Origin of the sequence: Streptomyces sp. T39 (genome assembly GCF_008042045.1) — a bacterium.
Lineage (GTDB): Bacteria > Actinomycetota > Actinomycetes > Streptomycetales > Streptomycetaceae > Streptomyces.
Genome location: NZ_RDBP01000013.1, coordinates 152,884 through 172,019, shown reverse-complemented (window position 1 = coordinate 172,019; position 19,136 = coordinate 152,884). Strand labels below are relative to the sequence as shown.

At 72.6% G+C, this 19,136-nt stretch carries 19 protein-coding genes; 15 read left to right on the top strand and 4 right to left on the bottom strand.

Annotated features, from left to right (window positions below; translation table 11 throughout):
* Positions 1 to 168: MFS transporter (locus EAO77_RS18125; protein ID WP_410088577.1), on the bottom strand; the 168-nt coding region annotated here is incomplete at its 3' end.
* Positions 169 to 184: 16 nt separating this feature from the next.
* Between EAO77_RS18125 and EAO77_RS18120 the strand changes: the two genes are divergently transcribed.
* From EAO77_RS18120 to EAO77_RS18110, 3 genes are all read left to right on the top strand, one after another.
* Complete coding sequence (locus tag EAO77_RS18120; protein WP_261994007.1) at positions 185 to 751, top strand: MFS transporter; 567 nt, start codon at positions 185 to 187, stop codon at positions 749 to 751.
* Between the two features lie 237 nt (positions 752 to 988).
* Positions 989 to 1,537: a MarR family winged helix-turn-helix transcriptional regulator gene (locus EAO77_RS18115; RefSeq protein WP_187283293.1), complete on the top strand. Its 549-nt coding sequence runs from the start codon at positions 989 to 991 to the stop codon at positions 1,535 to 1,537.
* 48 nt (positions 1,538 to 1,585) lie between these two features.
* Positions 1,586 to 2,086, top strand: a complete 501-nt coding sequence (locus EAO77_RS18110; RefSeq protein WP_147989308.1) for a peroxiredoxin — start codon at positions 1,586 to 1,588, stop codon at positions 2,084 to 2,086.
* A gap of 65 nt (positions 2,087 to 2,151) precedes the next feature.
* On the opposite strand, the gene EAO77_RS18105 is transcribed toward EAO77_RS18110, so the two are convergent.
* Positions 2,152 to 5,145: a family 16 glycoside hydrolase gene (locus EAO77_RS18105; RefSeq protein ID WP_147989307.1), complete on the bottom strand. Its 2,994-nt coding sequence runs from the start codon at positions 5,143 to 5,145 to the stop codon at positions 2,152 to 2,154.
* A 108-nt stretch (positions 5,146 to 5,253) separates the two neighbouring features.
* Between EAO77_RS18105 and EAO77_RS38665 the strand changes: the two genes are divergently transcribed.
* From EAO77_RS38665 to EAO77_RS18085, 5 genes are all read left to right on the top strand, one after another.
* Positions 5,254 to 5,421: a hypothetical protein gene (locus tag EAO77_RS38665; protein WP_187283292.1), complete on the top strand. Its 168-nt coding sequence runs from the start codon at positions 5,254 to 5,256 to the stop codon at positions 5,419 to 5,421.
* A gap of 121 nt (positions 5,422 to 5,542) precedes the next feature.
* Entirely contained in the window at positions 5,543 to 6,982 is a 1,440-nt protein-coding gene (locus EAO77_RS18100) for a Gfo/Idh/MocA family protein (RefSeq protein ID WP_147989306.1), read from the top strand.
* A 32-nt stretch (positions 6,983 to 7,014) separates the two neighbouring features.
* Positions 7,015 to 8,004 carry an NEW3 domain-containing protein gene (locus tag EAO77_RS18095; RefSeq protein ID WP_187283291.1) on the top strand — a complete coding sequence of 330 codons (990 nt, stop codon included), beginning with the start codon at positions 7,015 to 7,017 and terminating at the stop codon, positions 8,002 to 8,004.
* Positions 8,005 to 8,178: 174 nt separating this feature from the next.
* Positions 8,179 to 9,168: an SIS domain-containing protein gene (locus EAO77_RS18090; protein WP_147989305.1), complete on the top strand. Its 990-nt coding sequence runs from the start codon at positions 8,179 to 8,181 to the stop codon at positions 9,166 to 9,168.
* A gap of 147 nt (positions 9,169 to 9,315) precedes the next feature.
* A complete protein-coding gene (locus EAO77_RS18085; RefSeq protein WP_222723673.1) occupies positions 9,316 to 10,890 on the top strand; it encodes an alkaline phosphatase D family protein in 1,575 nt (524 codons plus the stop codon).
* A 55-nt stretch (positions 10,891 to 10,945) separates the two neighbouring features.
* Here the strand turns inward: EAO77_RS18085 and pgm are convergent, their stop codons facing one another.
* The gene (gene pgm, locus EAO77_RS18080; protein ID WP_147989304.1) at positions 10,946 to 12,586 is read right to left on the bottom strand and encodes a phosphoglucomutase (alpha-D-glucose-1,6-bisphosphate-dependent); all 1,641 of its coding nucleotides are present in this window, start codon (positions 12,584 to 12,586) and stop codon (positions 10,946 to 10,948) included.
* A 228-nt stretch (positions 12,587 to 12,814) separates the two neighbouring features.
* On the opposite strand from pgm, the gene EAO77_RS18075 reads away from it, so the two are divergent.
* The 7 genes from EAO77_RS18075 to EAO77_RS18045 all read left to right on the top strand — a co-directional run bounded on the left by EAO77_RS18075 (position 12,815) and on the right by EAO77_RS18045 (position 18,867).
* Complete coding sequence (locus tag EAO77_RS18075) at positions 12,815 to 13,738, top strand: NADP-dependent oxidoreductase (RefSeq protein ID WP_147989303.1); 924 nt, start codon at positions 12,815 to 12,817, stop codon at positions 13,736 to 13,738.
* Positions 13,739 to 13,864: 126 nt separating this feature from the next.
* Positions 13,865 to 14,431, top strand: a complete 567-nt coding sequence (locus EAO77_RS18070; protein ID WP_147989302.1) for a tellurite resistance TerB family protein — start codon at positions 13,865 to 13,867, stop codon at positions 14,429 to 14,431.
* A gap of 105 nt (positions 14,432 to 14,536) precedes the next feature.
* Positions 14,537 to 14,764 carry a DUF6296 family protein gene (locus tag EAO77_RS18065; RefSeq protein WP_147989323.1) on the top strand — a complete coding sequence of 76 codons (228 nt, stop codon included), beginning with the start codon at positions 14,537 to 14,539 and terminating at the stop codon, positions 14,762 to 14,764.
* A gap of 426 nt (positions 14,765 to 15,190) precedes the next feature.
* The gene (locus EAO77_RS18060) at positions 15,191 to 16,675 is read left to right on the top strand and encodes an APC family permease (RefSeq protein ID WP_147989301.1); all 1,485 of its coding nucleotides are present in this window, start codon (positions 15,191 to 15,193) and stop codon (positions 16,673 to 16,675) included.
* Positions 16,672 to 17,109 carry a hypothetical protein gene (locus tag EAO77_RS18055; RefSeq protein ID WP_147989300.1) on the top strand — a complete coding sequence of 146 codons (438 nt, stop codon included), beginning with the start codon at positions 16,672 to 16,674 and terminating at the stop codon, positions 17,107 to 17,109. Before EAO77_RS18060 ends, EAO77_RS18055 begins: the two co-directional genes overlap by 4 nt.
* Before the next feature lie 2 nt (positions 17,110 to 17,111).
* Positions 17,112 to 18,470, top strand: a complete 1,359-nt coding sequence (locus EAO77_RS18050) for a dipeptidase (protein ID WP_147989322.1) — start codon at positions 17,112 to 17,114, stop codon at positions 18,468 to 18,470.
* A 100-nt stretch (positions 18,471 to 18,570) separates the two neighbouring features.
* Positions 18,571 to 18,867 carry a DUF1876 domain-containing protein gene (locus EAO77_RS18045; RefSeq protein WP_147989299.1) on the top strand — a complete coding sequence of 99 codons (297 nt, stop codon included), beginning with the start codon at positions 18,571 to 18,573 and terminating at the stop codon, positions 18,865 to 18,867.
* 74 nt (positions 18,868 to 18,941) lie between these two features.
* Here EAO77_RS18045 and EAO77_RS18040 read toward each other — a convergent pair.
* Positions 18,942 to 19,136, bottom strand: a 195-nt coding sequence (locus EAO77_RS18040; RefSeq protein ID WP_147989321.1) for a dsRBD fold-containing protein, incomplete at its 5' end; no start/stop codon positions are given.

Here is a 19,136-nt window from a genome sequence, read left to right as displayed (position 1 = left end):
GCCCTGGACGAAGCCCTGGACGAACCGGAAGAGCGCGAACGTCTCGATGGAGCCCGCGAAGGCGACGGCGAGGCTGGCCGCACCGGTGATGCCCACGCCCAGCGCGACCGTGCGCACCCGGCCGATCCGGTCGCCCAGCCAGCCGGCGGCCAGGGCGCCGAGCAGCATGCCGACGGAGGCGGCGGTGATCTCCGGACTGTGGTTCGTCGCCTACTACGTGAACCACGGCATCTCCACCTGGCTGCCCTCCCTCTACACCAAGGAGTTCGGCCTCGACCTGACCACCGCGCTCGTCTTCACCCTGCTCAGCAACGTCACGGGCCTGCTCGGCACCTTCATCGCCGCCATGCTCATCGACCGCATCGGCCGGCGCCCCGCGCTGATGGCCGCGCTCGCCGGCGGCGCGGTCTCCCTCGGCGCCCTCGCCCTGCTCGGCGCCACCTCGGGTACGCAGGTCGCCGTGTTCGCCTCCTGCACGACGTTCTTCCTCTTCGCCATCAACGCCGGGCTGTACCTCTACTCGCCCGAGATGTACCCGACCCGCATCCGCGCAACGGGCGCCTCCTTCGGCGGACTGTGGAACCGCGCCGGAGTCATCCTCGGCCCCGTCACCGTCGGCGCGATCATCGGCGCGGGCGGCAGCCTCTCCCTGGTCTTCGCCCAGCTCGCCGTGGTCGCGGCGGTCGGCGCGGTGATCGCCTGGTTCGCGATCGAGACCAAGGGCAGGACGCTGGAGGAGCTCAACAGCTGACACCCGCCGGGGTGCGGACGCCGGGGCCGGGGCCGGAGAGCGGGATCACCGCTCGCCGGCCCCGGCCCCGTCCGTCGCCCCGAGCACGCCGAGCAGCGCCGGTCGCGCGCCGCCCGGGCCCCGGAAGGGCCGGCCTCCTGACCGGCCCTTGGTCTCCTCTTTCGCCTCAGGGGTAAGATTCTCAGCGCCGTGAGAAGCCGGAGGGGGCGCCCGGCCGGTGCGTACGAGGGGATGACCATGGCTGGATCGAAGCCGGCGGACCGGGACGCCGTCACGCAGGTGATCGAGGACTGGGCGCGTGAGCGGCCGGAGCTGGACACGAGTCCGCTGGAGGTCCTCGCCCGGCTCCACCGTTCCTTCCTGCGCTACAGCACCAGACTCACCGCGTCGATCGAGCGCCACGGCCTGTCGGTCGCGGGGTTCGACGTGCTGACCGCGCTGCGGCGGGCGGGGGAGCCCTACCGGCTGACGGCGGGGCAGCTCGCCGACACCGGACTGGTCTCCTCGGCCGGCGTCACCCTGCGGATCGACCGGCTGGAGAAGGACGGACTCATCGTCCGCGAGCGGGACGCCGACGACCGCAGGGTCGTCTACTCGCGCCTCACCGACAAGGGCCTCGCGACGGTGGACACCGTCTTCGGCGAGCATCTCGACAACGAGCGCCGGATGCTCGCCGGACTGTCGCCGTCCGAGCGGCGCCAGCTCGCGCGCCTCCTGCGCAAGCTGGAGATCTCCATCCTCGCGTCCGACGAGGAGCCCGCCGGTCCGGCCGACTCCTCGGAGTGACATCCTGCGCCCTACGCACCGTCCGCAGTCCCGAGAGAGGCCCCGACCATGTCGAGGACACCCGCTGTCGACTCCGCCGCGCCCGGTTTCACCCTGCCGGGCACCCTGCGCACCGACTCCGGCCCCCAGAGGGGCAGTTACACACTCGGCGAGCACGGCGGGGGACCGCTGGTGCTCGTCTTCTACCCGGGCGACAACACGCCCGTGTGCACCAAGCAGCTCTGCGCCTACACCTCCGAGCTGGAGCGCTTCAAGGACCTCGGCGCCACGGTCTGGGCGGTCAGCCCCCAGGACCTGGACAGCCACGAGGGCTTCGCCGAGCAGTACGACCTGCGCTTTCCGCTGCTCGCCGACACCGACCGGACGGTGGCCAGGGCCTACGGGATCTCTCTGCCCGGCCTCGGGCTGCGGCGCTCCGTCTTCGTCGTGGACGGGGAGGGCGCGGTGCGCTGGAAGCACGTCGCACTCGCCGGGCTGACCTTCCAGGACGTGGACACGCTGACGGCCCGGATCGCCGAGGTGACCCAGGGCCGCCCCGCGGCAGGCTGACGCGCTCCGCGGCCCCACCCGACGCGCGCGTGCGTCCCCCGTTGCCCGCGCGCGCCGGCGTCCGCCTAGGCCAGCGGCTCGATCCAGATGTTCCGGTAGTGGACCTTGTCGCCGTGGTCCTGGAGCCGGATCGAGCCGGCCGTCGGCCCCTCCGGATCGCCCCCGCCGGTCGGGCCGGTGAGGGGGACGTCGTCGTGGACCGTCACGCCGTTCCAGACGACGGTCACCCGGGCGTCCTCCGTCTTCGCGCCGTTCGCGTCGAAACGGGCCGCGCGGAAGGTGATGTCGTACGTCTGCCAGGTGCCCGGCGGCCGGGCGGCGTTGGCGTCGGCGGCCTTCTGCCGGTAGATGGCGGCCGCCTCGTCGTCGGCGGGCGTGGTGTCGCCGTAGGAGTCCAGGATCTGGATCTCGTAGCGGTCCTGCAGATACACCCCGCTGTTGGCCCGGTCCTGGCCGGTGACGTCCGGCGGGAGTTCGGGCAGCCGGAACTCGGTGTGCAGCCTGAAGTCACCGAACTCCTGCTTGGTCCGCAGGTCGCCGCAGCACACCTCCATCCCGCCGTCCGTCAGCGGCCACGAGGCGGTGCGCCCGTCCGTGTGCTGCCAGGCCGAGCGGTCGGCGCCGTCGAAGAGCACCACCCGGGCGCCCTTCGGATGGACGGTGATCATGTCCAGGTTGACGTGCCCGGTGTCCCCCTCGTCGACCCGGTAGGCGATCGTGTTGGCACCCCTGCGCAGGGCCAGCGGCTCGGTCCTCGTCGACCACTGGTTCCACGCACCCGTGGAGAGCAGGTCCGACCGCCGGACCCGCTGCCCGTTCACGTACACGCTCACCGTCTTGGTCCCGGTGAAGGGGTTCGGACCGTTGGCGTACCGCAGGCCCACGTCGTAGGTGCCCGCCTTCCCGACGGACACGGTGAACGCGGTGGCGGCCCCCTGGCTGCCGTAGCCGTCGACGAAGCCGCTCCCGGAGTGGCCCGCGTGCTCGGTGTCGGTGGCGGCTCCGCCGGAGAGCGCGGCCTCCTCGGCCTCGTACCGGGTCACCGCGGGCTGCCGGCCCGGCAGCGCGTTCAGCGTGTACCAGGCCTCGGTGCTCCACAGCGCCTCGCCCCCGGCGGAGGAGAACGGTCGCGGCGACCGCACGTGGACCACCCGGCCGGGCTTCAGGCCCACGACCTCCAGGGTGACCTTCTTCCGGTCGGTGGACAGCCTGGCCGAGCGCACGGCGAGGGTCTCCTCGTCGACCTTGGGTCCGCCGTAGGACGGCGTCGGGACGTACCGCCACTGCTCGACCCGGTAGCTCTGCGCCAGCCGGTCGGCGGTCTCCTGGGAGAGCGGCTGGGTGTACTCCAGCTCGAACCCGCCGGCCTTCGCGCGCATCGCGAGGATGTCGAAGGGCTTCTCGCCGTTGGGCGTCAGCTTCTGGAGGCCGTGGGTGAGCTTGCCCTCCTGCCCCCAGTTGCCGCCCGCCCCGATGCCCCCGGTGTAGATCGCGCCGTCCGGGCCGCGGCTGATCCGGTTGACGCCCGCCTCGAGGCCCTGGGTGTGCCGGAAGACGGCGCCCTGGTCCCTGCCGCGGACCGTCTCCAGGAAGGCGCGCTGGAGTCCGCCGTAGGTCACGTCGCCGAAGAGCAGCTGCCCGGCGTACGGGCCGCTCGTCAGATGCAGCGGTGTGCTGGGCGAGTTGGCTGTCTCGTTCTGCGGCAGCCAGAGGACCGGCTCGGTGACGGGCCGGGAGTCGAAGGGGCCGGGCGGGTCGGTGCGGTGGTTGAAGAAGCGGTCCTGCTCGATCCGGACCAGTTTGGAGGCGGGCAGCCAGCCGCCCTGGTTGTCGGTGACGAAGATGTCGCCCCCGGGGCCCCAGCCGATGCCGTTGGGGGTGCGCAGGCCGCCGGCGACATAGGAGATCCTGCCGGTCTTCCGGTTCACCTTGACGGTCGTGCCGCGGTTCGCCGCGGGCTGCGGTTTCGTCGTCGCGCCGCCGTGGTCGATCGCGACCGACAGGTTGAGGTAGAACCAGCCGTCGCGGTACAGCAGGCCGAAGGCGAACTCGTGGAAGTTGCCGCCGTAGGGCCAGGTGGCGACCGTGCGGCGGGCGTCGGTCACGTCGTCGCCGTCGGTGTCGCGCAACTCGGTGAGCTCGTGCTTCTGCGAGACGTACAGCCTGCCGTCGACGGCCTTGATGCCCTGCGGCTCCTTGAGTCCGCTCGCGACCTTCTTCACGGTCACCCGGTCGGGGGAGGTGTTCCCCGTGACGTTGCCGAGCAGGTAGACCTCGCCGGCGGTGGTGTCCGTGCCGCCCCAGGTGGTCACGGCCAGCCGTCCGTCGGGGAGCCAGTCCATCGCGGTGACCTGCGGCTCGAAGCCCTCGGGGCGCAGGCCGGTCAGGGTGTATCCGGGGTGGACGCCGGTCAGGGGCAGTCCGTCGCCCGGGGTGTCGGTGCCGCTCTCGCACTGTTTGCGCCCCGGAGCGGTGACCCGGACGACTCCGGCGTCGGTGCTCAGCGCGGAGTTCGGCACGAGGCCGAAGTCCGCCGCGCCCGGCGGCTTCCACGCCAGGGTGATCTGCTGTCCGCCGGTCCGGTCGAAGTGGTCGATGCGGAGCGCGTGATGGCCCGCCGTCAGTTCGACACTGCCGTCCTTCGGATCGGCTCCGTGGAGGCCGTCGTGGTCGACGACGGTCCTGCCGCCGATCACCAGCCGTGAGCCGTCGTCGCTGGTCAGCCGGAACGTGTAGGTGCCGGCCTCGGGCACGAGGAGGTTGGCGGTCACCTGGGAGACGAAGGTGTCGCCGACGCCGAAGTCCTCGGCGGCGCTCCAGTCGACGGTCGGCATCAGCCGGTCGACGTTGGGGGTCTGCCCGGGCTTGAGGTCGCAGATCCGGCTCATGGGCAGGCCGATGTCGAAGACCCGCAGGGTGACGCCGGGTTCCTGCGGGGGCAGTTCGGCGGCGGGGCCGGCGGCCGCGGCGGGCGGCGAGGTGAGGAGACCGGCGAGGAACGAGACGGCGATCAGGGAGCCCAGCCGTCGGCGGACTCGGTGGTGCGGTCGTTGCTGCATGCATCCTCCCAGGCTCCCCGCGGGGAGCACGTGACGGTGGTGTCGACGGGCGGTACGCGAAGAGGTGGACCACGCTGACGAGCGCGACGCACACCATAGGAGGACTTTGTGGAGGACGTCCATGACTTCGTCATCGATGAGTACAAACTCCGTTGGTCCCAGGGCGAAGTGGATCCTCCGTCCGCCGTCTTCCTCCTCTTGTCGGCAAAGATGACCGGCCGTCACATCGGCGTGGCACTGTGTCGCGCACCGTTGACGGAAGGCACCATGAAGTGAGGGCCGAATGCTTGTTTCTGTTTGTAAAGGCACCTTAGTGAGCAACTATTGACACGGCTCTCCGTCGCGGCCAGAGTCGTCCCCGCCACCTGCCGAACACGGACCGAGGAGCGAAACCGCCATGCCTGAAACTCCCGCTGTCTCACGCCGGTTGCTGCTCGGAGGCGCGCTGGCCACCACGGGTGCGCTCGCTGCCGGCGCCGCGTCCGCCGCGAACGCGGCCGGCCCGCCCACCGCGGTCGTGCCGTCCGCCTCCCCGCGCCGCCGGCCCGGCCAGCGGTCCATCGCCGGCGTGCCCTTCGACGCGTACCGCACGGTCCGGGTGGGCGTCATCGGTCTGGGCAACCGGGGCGGCGGCATGACGGAGGGCTGGTCCGTCGTCCCCGGCTGCACGGTCACCGCCGTCTGCGACATCCGGGCCGACCGCGCCAAGCGCACCGCCGACCGGCTGGTCGCCCAGGGGAAGCCGCGTCCCGCCGAGTACGGCGGCTCGGACACGGCGTTCGAGCAGATGCTGAAGCGCGACGACATCGACCTCGTGTACATCGCCACGCCCTGGGAATTCCACTACCGGCAGGGCAGGGCGGCGCTGCTCGCGGGGAAGCACGCCATCGTCGAACTGCCGATCGCCACCGGCCTCGACGAGCTGTGGGACCTCGTCGACACCTCCGAGCGTGCACGCCGGCATCTGATGCTGGCGGAGAACTGCTCCTACGGGCGCAACGAGCTCGCCATGCTCAAGATGGCGCACGAGGGCCTCTTCGGCGAGGTCACCAACGGGCACGGCGGCTATCTCCACGACCTGCGCGCCCTGCTGTTCTCGGACACCTACTACACGGACGCCTGGCGCCGGCTCTGGCACACCCGCAGCACCGCGTCCTTCTACCCCATGCACGGCCTCGCGCCCGTCGCCGCCGCGATGGACATCAACCGCGGCGACCGGATGACGGTGCTCCGCGCCACCGCCACCGAGCCCAAGGGCCTCGCCGACTACCGCGAGCGCTTCGTGCCGAAGTCCCACCCGTCGTGGAAGGAGACCTACGTCAACGGCGACCTGGTCACCTGTCTCATCGACACGGCCAAGGGACGGGTCATCCGCGCCGAGCACGACGTGAGCTCGCCGCGGCCCTACAGCCGTATCAACAGCCTCGCCGGCAGCCGGGGCATCTTCGAGGACTACGCGGGCACCTCCACGACCGGCGGGCGCATCTACGTCGAGCCGGACCACGGCGGCCACGCCTGGCGGGACTTCGACACCTACCGCAAGGAGTTCGACCACTGGCTGTGGAAGAAGATCGGTGACGACGCCGCCAACAACGGCGGCCACGGCGGCATGGACTACGTCCTGCAGTGGCGCACCGTCCAGCTGATGCGCGCCGGGCTCGTCCCCGACATCGACGTCTACGACTCCGCCGCCTGGTGCTCGCCCGTCCCGCTCAGCGTGACGTCGCTCGCGGCGGGCGGCCGGCCGGTCGAGATCCCGGACTTCACCCGCGGGTCCTGGGTCAATCTCCGCCTCGGCCTGGACTCGCGCGAGACCGAGATGCCCCCGGTCGCCTGACCGGTCCCGTACGCGCCACAAGGAGACGGACCATGAGAAGAACAGGATTCGCAACCACACTCAGAGCCGTGGCCGCGGCAGGGGCGCTGCTGCTCGTCCCCGCTCCGGCGGTCGCGGCCGACGCACGGCCCGCCGCCGCGGGCACGGAGGTCACGATATCCCCGGTCGACCTCCAGGGACCGGCGATATCCGCCGTCAAGGTCACCGTGAAGAACACCGCGCCCGAGCGGCTGCGCTCGCTGAAGGTGTCGTTCGCCGGGCCCGTGGGGTGGGCGGTGCAGCCGGGTGAGCGCAGTGTCGACGGCTCGCTGGCGCAGGGGCAGTCCGCGCAGGCGGAGTTCCGGATACAGGTGCCGGAGCCGCGGGCGGGATTCAGGATCCGCACGTTCACCGCGACCGCCACCTACCGCGGCGGTGACGGTGCCGGGTCCGCGACGGGGACCCGTACCCAGCGCACCGGGGAGCCGGTCGCGAACATCGTGGCCGCCTACAACGCCGTCGCGATCACCGACGAGAGCAACACGGCACCGGGCAACTACGACGGCGAGGGCAACAGCTTCTCCGCACAGAAGCTCGCCGACGCCGGGCTGACCCGCGGCGCGGAGGTCACCGCGCTGGGCGCGAAGCTGCGCTGGCCCGACGTGCCGAGCGGCACCAAGGACAACGTGTCGAGCGCGGGCCAGGCCGTCGCCCTCGCGGGCAAGGGGTCCAAGCTGGTCTTCCTCGGCTCCGGCGTGGGCAGCGGGGCGACGGGCAGCGCCACCGTCTTCTACGAGGACGGCACCTCCACCAGCGGCTCGTTCGGCTTCCCGAACTGGTCCTTCGACCCGCCGAACGCCCATGGCGCGACGCTGGTCGCGTCGAGCAACGGGCGCAACAGGCCGAGCGGTTACGGGAACGCGGGGATCGCCTACCGCATCTTCGCCCACTCGATTCCGCTGGACCCGGCGAAGGAGGTCGAGTTCGTGGTCATGCCCGCCAACGCCAACGTCCATGTCTTCGACATGGCGGTCGCTCCCTGATCCCAGCGCTACGACAGGTCCCGGTCCGTGGCCGGGCCGTCCGGAGCTCCGGACGGCCCGGCCACGATTCTCTTCTCGCTGCTTGGAAATGCTCAATACCGTCGCTGAAAGAGCAGTTTCGAGCACTATGCTGGGCCCCTGGTCCAGACAGCCCTTCGTAGGGAGTACCCACGCATGTCCCGCACCGCCGCCTCCTCGTCCCCCTCCTCCGACGCCTCCCCGGCCCCCTCCGCCGGGCCCTCGTCGCACACGTCGGCGGAGATCGCCTCGCAGCCCGCGTGCTGGCGCCGGGCAGCGGCACTGGCCCCCGCCGCCGCGGACGCCCTGCCCCGCACCGGCGAACGCGTCGCCGTCGTCGGCTGCGGCACCTCCTGGTTCATCGCCCAGGCATACGCCTCACTCCGCGAGGAGGGCGGCGGCGGCGAGACCGACGCCTTCGCCGCCTCCGCCTTCCCCCGCGGGCGCGCCTACGACCGCGTCGTCGCCATCACCCGCTCCGGCACCACCACCGAAGTCCTCGACCTGCTCGGCCTGCTGGGCGGCACCGTCCCCACCACCGTCCTCACCGCCGACGCCGACACCCCCGCCCCCGGCGCCGCCGACCACACCGTCCTGCTCGACTTCGCCGACGAACACTCCGTCGTCCAGACCCGCTTCGCCACCACCGCCCTCGCCCTCCTGCGCGCCCACCTCGAACACCAGGGCACCCGCCCCGCCGGCCTGCCCACCGTCACCGAGGCCGCCGGCCACGCCGAGGCCACCCTCGCCCAGCCGCTCGACCACGCCCTCACCGCGGCGGGCCAGTTCACCTTCCTCGGCACCGGCTGGACCTACGGCCTCGCCCAGGAGGCCGCCCTCAAGATGCGCGAGGCCGCCGGCGCCTGGACGGAGGCCTACCCCGCCATGGAGTACCGCCACGGACCCATCAGCATCGCCCAGCCCGGCCGCGCCGTCTGGGCCCTCGGCGCCCTCCCCGAGGGCCTCGCCGACGACATCACCCGCACGGGCGCCACCCTCACCACCCACGCGCCCGCCACCGACCCCCTCGCCGACCTCGTCCGCGCCCAGCGCCTCGCGGTCCACGTCGCCGAGGCGGCCGGGCACAACCCCGACACGCCCCGCAACCTCACCCGGTCCGTCGTCCTCACCGCACCCGGCAACTGAGGCCCGCCCGGGGAGCGGTGAGCACACGGCAAGCGGTTGCCGTGTTCACGCAACCCACGGCAGCCGGTCACACGGGGGGCGGCCACGGGACACCCGCCCCCACGAGGGTTCTGGCGGTTCGCATCCCGAAACGCCCAGGAGGACTCCGTGGCCGTACGTCCCGTCTCCCGCAGAAAGATGCTCGGACTCGGCGGCGCGGGTGCCGCCGCGCTGATGCTCGGCACGGGGGAGTGGAGCTCGGGCTCGGCCCACGCCGCGCCGGCCATGCCGTCCGACCCGTTCTCCCTGGGCGTCGCCTCCGGCGAACCCCGCTGGGACGGCGTGGTGCTGTGGACACGCCTCGCACCGGACCCCTTCGCCGAGGACGGCAGGGGCGGCATGCCGGACGTCCCGGTGCGCGTCGCGTACGAGGTGGCGTCCGACGAGCGGTTCAGCCGCGTCGTACGCCGCGGCAGCGTCGTCGCCACGCCCGAACTCGCCCACTCCGTGCACCCGGAGATCCACGGACTCGCCCCCGACCGCGTCTACTGGTTCCGCTTCCGCGCGGGCGGCCACCTCTCGCCCGTCGGCCGCACCCGCACCACCCCCGCGCCCGGGACGATGCCGCGCGACCTGCGCTTCGCCTTCGCCTCCTGCCAGGCGTGGCAGGACGGCTTCTACACCGCCTACGACCACCTCGCAGACGAGGACCTCGACCTGGTGGTGCACCTCGGCGACTACCTCTACGAGTACGGCGTCAAGACCAACAAGCGCGGGGTCGCCACCGACACGAAGTTCCACACCGAGACCACCACACTCGCCCGCTACCGCCTCCAGTACGGCCTCTACAAGTCCGAGGCCCCGCTCCAGCGCGCGCACGCCAACTTCCCCTGGATCATGACGTTCGACGACCACGAGGTGGAGAACAACTGGGCCGACGGCATCCCGGAGAACGGCCAGGACCCGGAGCCCTTCCCGGCGCGCCGGGCGGCCGCCTTCCAGGCCCTGTACGAGCACGCGCCGCTGCGCCGCGCCCAGCTGCCCCAGGGGCCGGACGTGCAGATGTACCGCCGCCTCCCCTACGGCAGGCTCGCCGACTTCACCATGCTCGACACCCGCCAGTACCGCGACGACCAGCCCTGCGGCGACGGGGTGTCGGCCGACTGCGCCGACCGCTTCGCACCCGGCCGCACCCTGCTCGGCGCCGAGCAGCGCGACTGGGTGCTCCGCGGCTTCCGGCGGTCCCCGGCACGCTGGCACGTGCTCGGCAACCAGGCACCGATGGGCCAGACCGACCACGACCCCGGCCCGGGCACCACGGTCTGGATGGACCCGTGGGACGGCTACGTCGCCGAACGCAACCGGCTGCTCGCCGAGGCCGACGCCACCGGTGTGCGCAACCTCGTCGTCATCACCGGCGACCGCCACCAGAACTACGCCTGGGACCTCAAGCGCGACTACACCGACCCCGCATCGCGCACCGTCGGCGCCGAGTTCGTCGGCACCTCGGTCACCAGCGGCGGCGACGGCGCCGACATGACGGCCCAGGGCGAGACCTTCCTGGCCGCGAACCCGCACATGAAGTTCTTCAACGGCCAGCGGGGCTACGTGCGGGTCCACGCCGACCGCGAGCGCTGGCGCAGCGACTTCCGGGTCGTCCCGTACGTCACCCGCCCCGGCGCCCCCGTGAGCACCAGGGCGAGCGCGGTCGTCGAGGACGGCCGCCCGGGCGTACAGATCTGACGCCCGCCGGTGAGCCCGGCGCCCCGGAACACCGGGGCGCCGGGCCGCGACCGGCTCAGCCGCCGAGCGCCGCCGACACCACCGCCCGTGCCTCCTCCTGAACCCGCGTCAGATGGTCCGGGCCGAGGAACGACTCCGCGTACACCTTGTACACGTCCTCCGTGCCCGAGGGCCGCGCGGCGAACCAGGCGTTCTCCGTGGTCACCTTGATCCCGCCGATCGCCGCGCCGTTGCCCGGCGCCTCGGTCAGGACGGCGGTGACGGGCTCCCCGGCCAGTGAGTCGGCCGTCACCTGCTCCGGCGAGAGCCGCCCCAGCACGGCCTTCTCCTCACGGGTGGCCGGGGCGTCGACCCGCGCGTACGCGGGCTCGCCGAACCGGGCCGTCAGATCGCGGTAGTGCTCGCTGGGCGTCCGCCCGGTCACCGCGAGCATCTCCGAGGCCAGCAGCGCGAGCACGATGCCGTCCTTGTCGGTGGTCCACACCGAGCCGTCGCGCCGCAGGAAGGACGCCCCGGCCGACTCCTCGCCGCCGAAGCCGATCGTCCCGTCGAACAGGCCCTCGACGAACCACTTGAACCCGACCGGCACCTCCACCAGCTTCCGGCCGGCGTCCGCGGCCACCCGGTCGATCATCGACGACGACACCAGCGTCTTGCCGACCCCGGCCGACGACGGCCACCGGTCCCGGTGCCGGAACAGGTAGCCGATGGCGGTGGCCAGGTAGTGGTTGGGGTTCATCAGCCCGCCGTCGGGCGTGACGATGCCGTGCCGGTCGGCGTCCGCGTCGTTCCCCGTCGTGATCGCGAACCGGTCGCGCCCCTCGATCAACGAGGCCATGGCGTACGGCGACGAGCAGTCCATGCGGATCTTCCCGTCCCAGTCCAGCGTCATGAAACGCCAGGTCGGGTCGGTGAGCGGATTGACCACCGTGAGGTCGAGCCGGTGCTCCTCGGCGATCCGCTCCCAGTAGGCCACCGACGCACCGCCGAGCGGGTCCGCGCCGACCCGCAGGCCCGCGGCCCGCACCGCGTCCAGATCGAGCACCGAGGGCAGGTCGCGCACGTACGAGCCGAGGAAGTCGTACCGCCCGGTGGTGGCCGCCGCCAGCGCGCGCGCGTACGGGACGCGCCGGACGTCCTTCAGGCCCGCGGCGACGATCTCGTTCGCCCGGTCCTGGATCCAGCCCGTCGCGTCCGAGCCCGCCGGACCGCCGCTGGGCGGGTTGTACTTGAAACCGCCGTCGGCCGGCGGGTTGTGGGACGGCGTCACCACCACCCCGTCCGCGCGCCCTCCCGACGCCCCGCGGTTGTGCGCGAGCACGGCGTGCGACACCGCGGGCGTCGGCGTGTACCCGTCGGCCGAGTCGATCAGCAGCGTGACACCGTTGGCCGCGAACACCTCCGCCGCCGTCACCCTCGCCGGCTCCGACAGCGCATGGGTGTCGGCCCCGAGGAACAGCGGCCCGTCGACGCCCTGGAGCGCCCGGTACTCGCAGATGGCCTGGCTCGTCGCCGCGATGTGGTCCTCGTTGAACGCCCCCGCCAGGGACGACCCGCGGTGCCCCGACGTACCGAAGGCCACCCGCTGGCCCGGGTCGTCCGGATCCGGGTGCAGGGCGTAGTACGCGGTGACCAGCCGGGCCACGTCGACGAGATCCTCCGGCCGGGCCGGCCGTCCGGCATGCTCGTTCGGCATCCGTCCACTCCTTAGCGTCGGTTGCTGGGTGTGCTCACACAAGTGTCGTAGGGTCATGATCGCCCCTCGGACCCGCCTGCCGGGGCCGTCCTGCCGTTCCGGCACGCCCGTCGCGCCACCTGGCGTACGGGACCCGCGGCGGCGGGCCGCCACCGGCGTGCCGGGCCCGTCGTCAGCGCGGCGGCCGCGCGGATGCCGCCGCAGGATCCCCGAGAGTGCGAGGCAGACATGCGAGCCATCACGGCCCCCCGGTACGGCGGACCCGAGGTCCTGGCCTACGGCGAGACGGACGACCCCAAGGTGGCTCCGGACTGCGTCCTGGTCCGGGTGAGGGCCGCCGGGGTGAACCCGGTCGACTGGAAGATCGTCGCCGGCGGTCTGGACCCGATCATGAACGTCCACTTCCCGCTGGTACCCGGCTGGGACGCGGCCGGCGTCGTCGAGGCCGTCGGGCTGGACGCCACGGAGTTCGCCGTCGGCGACGAGGTGTACGGATACGTCCGCAAGGACGAGGTGCAGCACGGCACCTACGCCGAACTGGTCTCCGCCCCCGTCCGCACCCTGGCCCGCAAGCCGCGCTCGCTGACCTGGCAGCAGGCGGCCGGGGTGCCGCTCGCCGGACTCACCGCCTGGCAGTCCCTGGAGCGCATCGGCGTCACCGGGGAGGACACCGTGCTGGTGCACGCCGCGGCCGGCGGCGTCGGCTCGTTCGCCGTCCAGATCGCCGTCGCCCGCGGCGCGCGCGTCATCGGCACCGCCGGCGAGCACAACCACGGCTTCCTGCGCGAGCTGGGCGCCGAACCCGTCGCCTACGGGGACGGGCTCGCCGAGCGGGTGCGGGAGATCGCCCCCGACGGGATCACGGCCGCCGTCGACTACGTGGGCCAGGGCGAGGTCGCGGTGTCCCAGGAACTCCTGCGCGACACCTCCCGCGTCGCCTCCATCGCCGACCCGTCGGTCACCGGGCGCGGCGGCCACCACGTCTGGGTCCGCCCCAGCGGCAGCGACCTCGCCGAACTCGGCCGCCTCGCCGACGAGGGCCGCCTCACGGTGCACATCGACCGGGCTCTGCCGCTGGCCGAGGCCGCCGAGGCGTTCCGCCTCAGCGCCACCGGACGGACCAGGGGCAAGATCGTCCTCGACGTCGGCTGATCCGGCCCGTTCGGAGGCGTGAGGTCCGGTGGCGGAACTTCACGGCGGGCCGAAGACGTTGGCAGGGTGGTGCGCGACGACGCGTGACCGACCGTTTACGACACGGCAGAAGCCGAGGTGGCACGAGTGGCGATGTGGGATCGGATCAAGGACCAGGCGACCAGGGGTCTCCAGCAGGCCCAGGGGACGCGCGGCGGCACGGGCGGACACGCACAGCCCGGCGCACAGCCCGGCGCGCGGTCCGGCGGCGGCTCCAAGGCCCAGCTCGTGAGCGCGCTGAAGACACAGCTCACGTCCCTCAAGACCGAACTGAAGAGCGGGGCCTACCGGGACGCCAGCATGGCCATGTGCGCCCTGGTGGCCGCGGCCGACGGGCGCGTCGACCCGGCGGAGCGCCAGCACGTCGAACAGCTCATCCTCACCAACGACGTCCTCCAGAACTTCCCCGCCGACCAGCTGCGCCAGCGGTTCAACAAGCACGTCGACCAGCTCTCCGCCAACTTCGTCATCGGCAAGGCGGCGGTGCTCCAGGAGGTCGCCAAGGCCGCGAAGAAGCCCGCCGAGGCGCGCGCCGTCATCCAGACCGGCATCGTCGTCGCGGGCGCCGACGGCTTCATCGAACCGGCGGAGGAGCAGATCATCCGGGAGGCCTGCACCGCGCTCGGCCTGTCGTCGGCGGAGTTCGGCATCTGATCCCGGAGGGCCTCGGAGCGGAGCTCCGGCGCCTCTCCGGCCCGCCGGGGCCGGAGAGGCGATCCGGCCGGCACGGGGCGACGATGGAAGAGGGTGGTGGCAACGATGGAGTATCCCGAGAGCTACGAACTCGTCTTCCAGTCGTCGGCGGTGGCCGATGACGCCGTCGTCGTGCGCCGCACCGAGCGTGCGGGGCCGGGCGGGTGCCCGGTCTACGAGGACGACACCGGCATCGTGCGTGCCGAGATCAGCGAGCACGGCGACGTCCGCATGCTCGCGAGCGGTGGGCACCAGGCCCACCCCTTCCCGGTGACGGCGCGCACGCCGGTCTGAGGCGTGCCGCGGAAGGTGGCGCCCGCCCGGGTGGGGCGGGGCCGGCCCGCACGGCGCCGACCGTACGGCTGAGGCCGTGCGGGTGCGTGCCGGCTCGAACCGCCTGGGACGCAGGCCCGTGCCGCGCCGTCCGCGGCCCACGGCGGGCCTGACGGGCGACGATCGCCGGGGCCGGTCCGTCCCGTCTCCATACCCCCTGTGGCCGTCGCGCTGCCGCGCACACGGGCCCGTGCCCGTCCCCTGCCGTCCTCACCCCGCCCACACCTCCGCGCCGTGCACCCTCCCACGACTGCGCCCACCCGGCGTCCGCGCGACGACGCTCACCCGGACGGCCCCGCACAGCGGGCCGCTCGGTGACGAAGCCGTTGAAGCTGGGACGGACTCGGTGCGTCGCAGCCGCGGCGGCCGTCGTGGAGGGACGCGCGTATGAGTGCGATGGACATGCCCGCCGAAGGCGGTTCCCAAAGACAGTCGGCCCACGCCGCCCGAGCGGCCGTGCGCCCCGCTGTCCCCCTGATCTCGTGGCTCACCCTCGCCCTGATGACCACGGCCTCCGTGGCGAGCCTGCGGGCGGCGCCCACGATGGCCGTCTACGGTCTGGCCTGCATCTTCCTGTACCTGGTCCCGGCGGTGGTGTTCCTGCTCCCCACCGCGCTGGTCTCGGCGGAACTCGCCTCGGGCTGGTCGGGCGGCGTGTACCGCTGGGTCAGCGAGGGACTCTCGAAACCACTCGGCTTCCTCGCCGTGTGGTGCCAGTTCGCCATGACGATCTTCTACTACCCCAGTCTGCTGGCGTTCGTCGCGAGCACGATCGCCTACGTGATCGACCCGTCCCTGGCGTCCAGCGGCCTCTACACGGCCATCGTGATCATGGTCCTGTACTGGACCGGGGTCTGGGTGTCCTCGCGCGGGACGAAGGCGCTCGCCGGCCTCTCCTCCTGGGGACTGATCATCGGCACGCTGGTACCGGGCACCCTGCTGGTCGTCCTCGGCATGGTCTTCCTCGGCCAGGGCAACGCGTCCGCCGCGCCCATGACGGCGAGCCACCTGCTGCCGCAGTGGGCCGGCCTGGCCAGCCTGGTGCTGATCGTGAACAACTTCCTCTCCTACTCGGGGATGGAGATGAACGCGGTCCACGTCAATCTGCTCAGGAATCCCGCGAAGGACTACCCGAAGTCGATGTTCCTGGCCATGGGCCTGGTGCTGCTGATCTTCATTCTTCCGGCCCTCGCGATCAGCTGGGTGGTGCCCGCTGACCAGACCAGCCTCACCGCGGGCGTGATGCAGGCGTTCGACGCCTTCTTCTCGCACTTCCACATCGGCTGGATGACGCCCATCGCCGCCGTGATGCTGGTGTCCGCCGCGCTCGGCGGCATGCTGACCTGGCTGGCCGGCCCGTCCAAGGGCCTGCTCCAGATCTCCCGGGCCGAGGGCTATCTGCCGCCCTTCCTCCAGCAGCTCAACAAGCACGGCGTCCAGCAGAACATCCTGGTCACGCAGGGCGTCGTGACGACCGTCATCGCCCTCGGCTACGCGTTCATCCCGAACGTCTCCAGCGTCTACTGGATCTTCTCGACGATCACCACGCAGGTGTACCTGATCGTCTACCTGCTGATGTTCGTCGCGGCGATGCGGCTGCGGAAGCTCCGGCCCGACCACCCGCGCGGCTACCGCGCGCCGCTGCTCCCGGTGCTGTGCTCGGTCGGCCTGCTCGCCTCCCTCGCCGCCCTGGCCATCGGCTTCGTGCCGCCCTCCCAGTTCGGTGGCGGCAGCATCTGGTCCTACATCGCGATCGTCGGCGGCGGTCTCGTCACCCTCGGTCTGCTCATCCCCTTCGCGTTCCTGAAGTTCCGCAAACCGGGGTGGCGCACGGCGGCCGCCGACGCCGCGGAGACGGAGGACGGCGCATGAGCTCCACGCGTTTCGCCTCGGAGCACAAGTGGCTCTACGTCGGTGCGATCGTGCTCCTGGTGGCCCTCGCCGTGGTGGGCGTCATCCGCTACGAGCGGGTGGTGTCCGACAACGAGGCCGCCGAGAAGGCCAACCGGCTCGCGGACGCCGCCGAGGACGCCGGATACCCGCGCCCGAACACGGCCACCATCGAGCGCGCCCTCGGCAACGACGGCGGCTTCGTCTGCGACGACCCGGCAGGCGCCCTCAAGTCGGCGCTGTGGAAGATCAACATGTCCAACGGCGCCGCGTTCGTCGGTCAGCGCCCGGTCATCGCCGACTCCCAGGTGGTGCGCGCCGAGGCCAAGGTCCTGGAGATCTACTGCCCCGACGAACTCGAACGCATCCAGGACCGGCTCGACGACCTCGACCTCGACGACACGGTACGGCGGTGACCATGAACGACAGCGAACTCGCCGGCCGCGTGACGGCCGCGATGCCCCAGGCCCTGCGCGACCTCGCTGAACTCGTGGCCATCCCCTCGGTCGCCGACCCCCGCCAGTACCCGCCCGAGGAGTGCCGCCGAGCCGCCCGATGGGTCGCCGACGCCTTCGGCGCCGCCGGCCTCACCGACGTGACGCAGGTGGAGACCTCCGACGGCAGCACCGCGGTGCTCGGGCACCGGCCGCCGCCGCCCGGCGCGCCCACGGTGCTGCTCTACTGCCACTACGACGTCCAGCCACCCCTCGGCGAGGACGCCTGGCACTCACCGCCGTTCACCCTGACGGAGCGCGACGGGCGCCTGTACGGGCGCGGGGCGGCGGACTGCAAGGGCAACATCGTCATGCATCTCACCGCCCTGCGGGCACTGGGCGACGACATCCCCGTCGGACTGCGGTTCGTCGCCGAGGGCTCGGAGGAACAGGGCACCGGCGGCCTGGAACGCTACGTGGCAGACCATCCGGACCGGTTCGCGGCCGACGCGCTGCTGGTGTGCGACACCGGGAACGTGGCCGTCGGCGTGGGCACCGCCACCACCTCGCTGCGCGGCATGACCAACGTCCTCGTCACCGTCGACACCCTCGAAGGCCCCGTTCACTCCGGCATGTTCGGCGGTCCCGCCCCCGACGCCCTCGGCGCGCTCGTCCAGCTCCTGTCCACCCTGCGCGACCCGCAGACCGGCGCGACCCGCGTCGAGGGCCTCGACTGCGAGGGCACCTGGGACGGCGCGGGCTACGACGAACGGCAGTTCCGCCGGGACGCCGGAGTCCTCGACGGCACCCTGCTGATGGGCACGGGCTCGGTCGCCGACCGGCTGTGGGCGCGTCCGGCGGTGACGGTCCTCGGCATCGACTGCCCGCGGGTGGTCGGCTCCTCCGCCTCGGTCCCCGCCACGGCGCGCGCCCGCATCAGCCTGCGGGTGCCACCCGGCACGGACGCCGACCTGGCCCGCCGCGCCCTGACCACCCATCTGGAGGGTGCCGCCCCCTGGGGCGCGAAGGTGCGCGTCGAGTCCGAGAGCACGGGTGCGCCCTTCCGCGCCGCCACCGACGGACCCGCCTACGCCACGCTCGGCGCCGCCATGCGGGAGGTCTACGGCAGGCCGATGGAGTTCCTCGGACAGGGCGGGTCCATCCCCCTGTGCAACGTCCTCGCCGAGACGTATCCGGACGCGGAGATCGTGCTGATGGGCGTCGAGGAGCCCCGCTGTCTGATCCACGCGCCGAACGAGAGCGTCGACCCCGCCGAGATCCGCGACATGGCCCATGTCGAGGCGCTCTTCCTGCGGCGCTACGCCGCGGCGTTCGGTTCCTGAAGGCCGGTCCCCGCCCCAGCGGCACCCCCCTCGACTCCGTGCCGTGCGCGGCGGATCCTGGAGGGAGGGGGCCGGCTCCGAGCCGCGCGGAGGGTGCGCGATGACAACGACACGGGAGTGGAAGGTCGACCTCGTCCTCACCGAGGACGACGGCACGACCAGGGCCTGCGCGAAGCTGGCCACCGACGACGGCACGATCACCGGCTACGGCACCGCCCACTGCAGTCCGCAGGACGTGGACGTGCCCCGGATCGGCGACGAGCTGGCCGCCGCGCGGGCGATGCGGAGCGTCGCACGGCAGCTGATGCGGGAGGCCGACAGCGATCTGGAGGCGGTGGGCGCCGGGCCCGGCGGCGCTCCCGGACCGGGGTACGGCTGGCCCTACACCGCACCCTGACTGCCAGGGCGCCCGGGGCCCGGGGGTCGGGGCGCCCCGGGCACCAGGTCAGGCCGCCCCGGGCGCCCTGGCAGTCAGGGTGCGGTGTAGGGCCAGCCGTACCCCGGTCCGGGAGCGCCGCCGGGCCCGGCGCCCACCGCCTCCAGATCGCTGTCGGCCTCCCGCATCAGCTGCCGTGCGACGCTCCGCATCGCCCGCGCGGCGGCCAGCTCGTCGCCGATCCGGGGCACGTCCACGTCCTGCGGACTGCAGTGGGCGGTGCCGTAGCC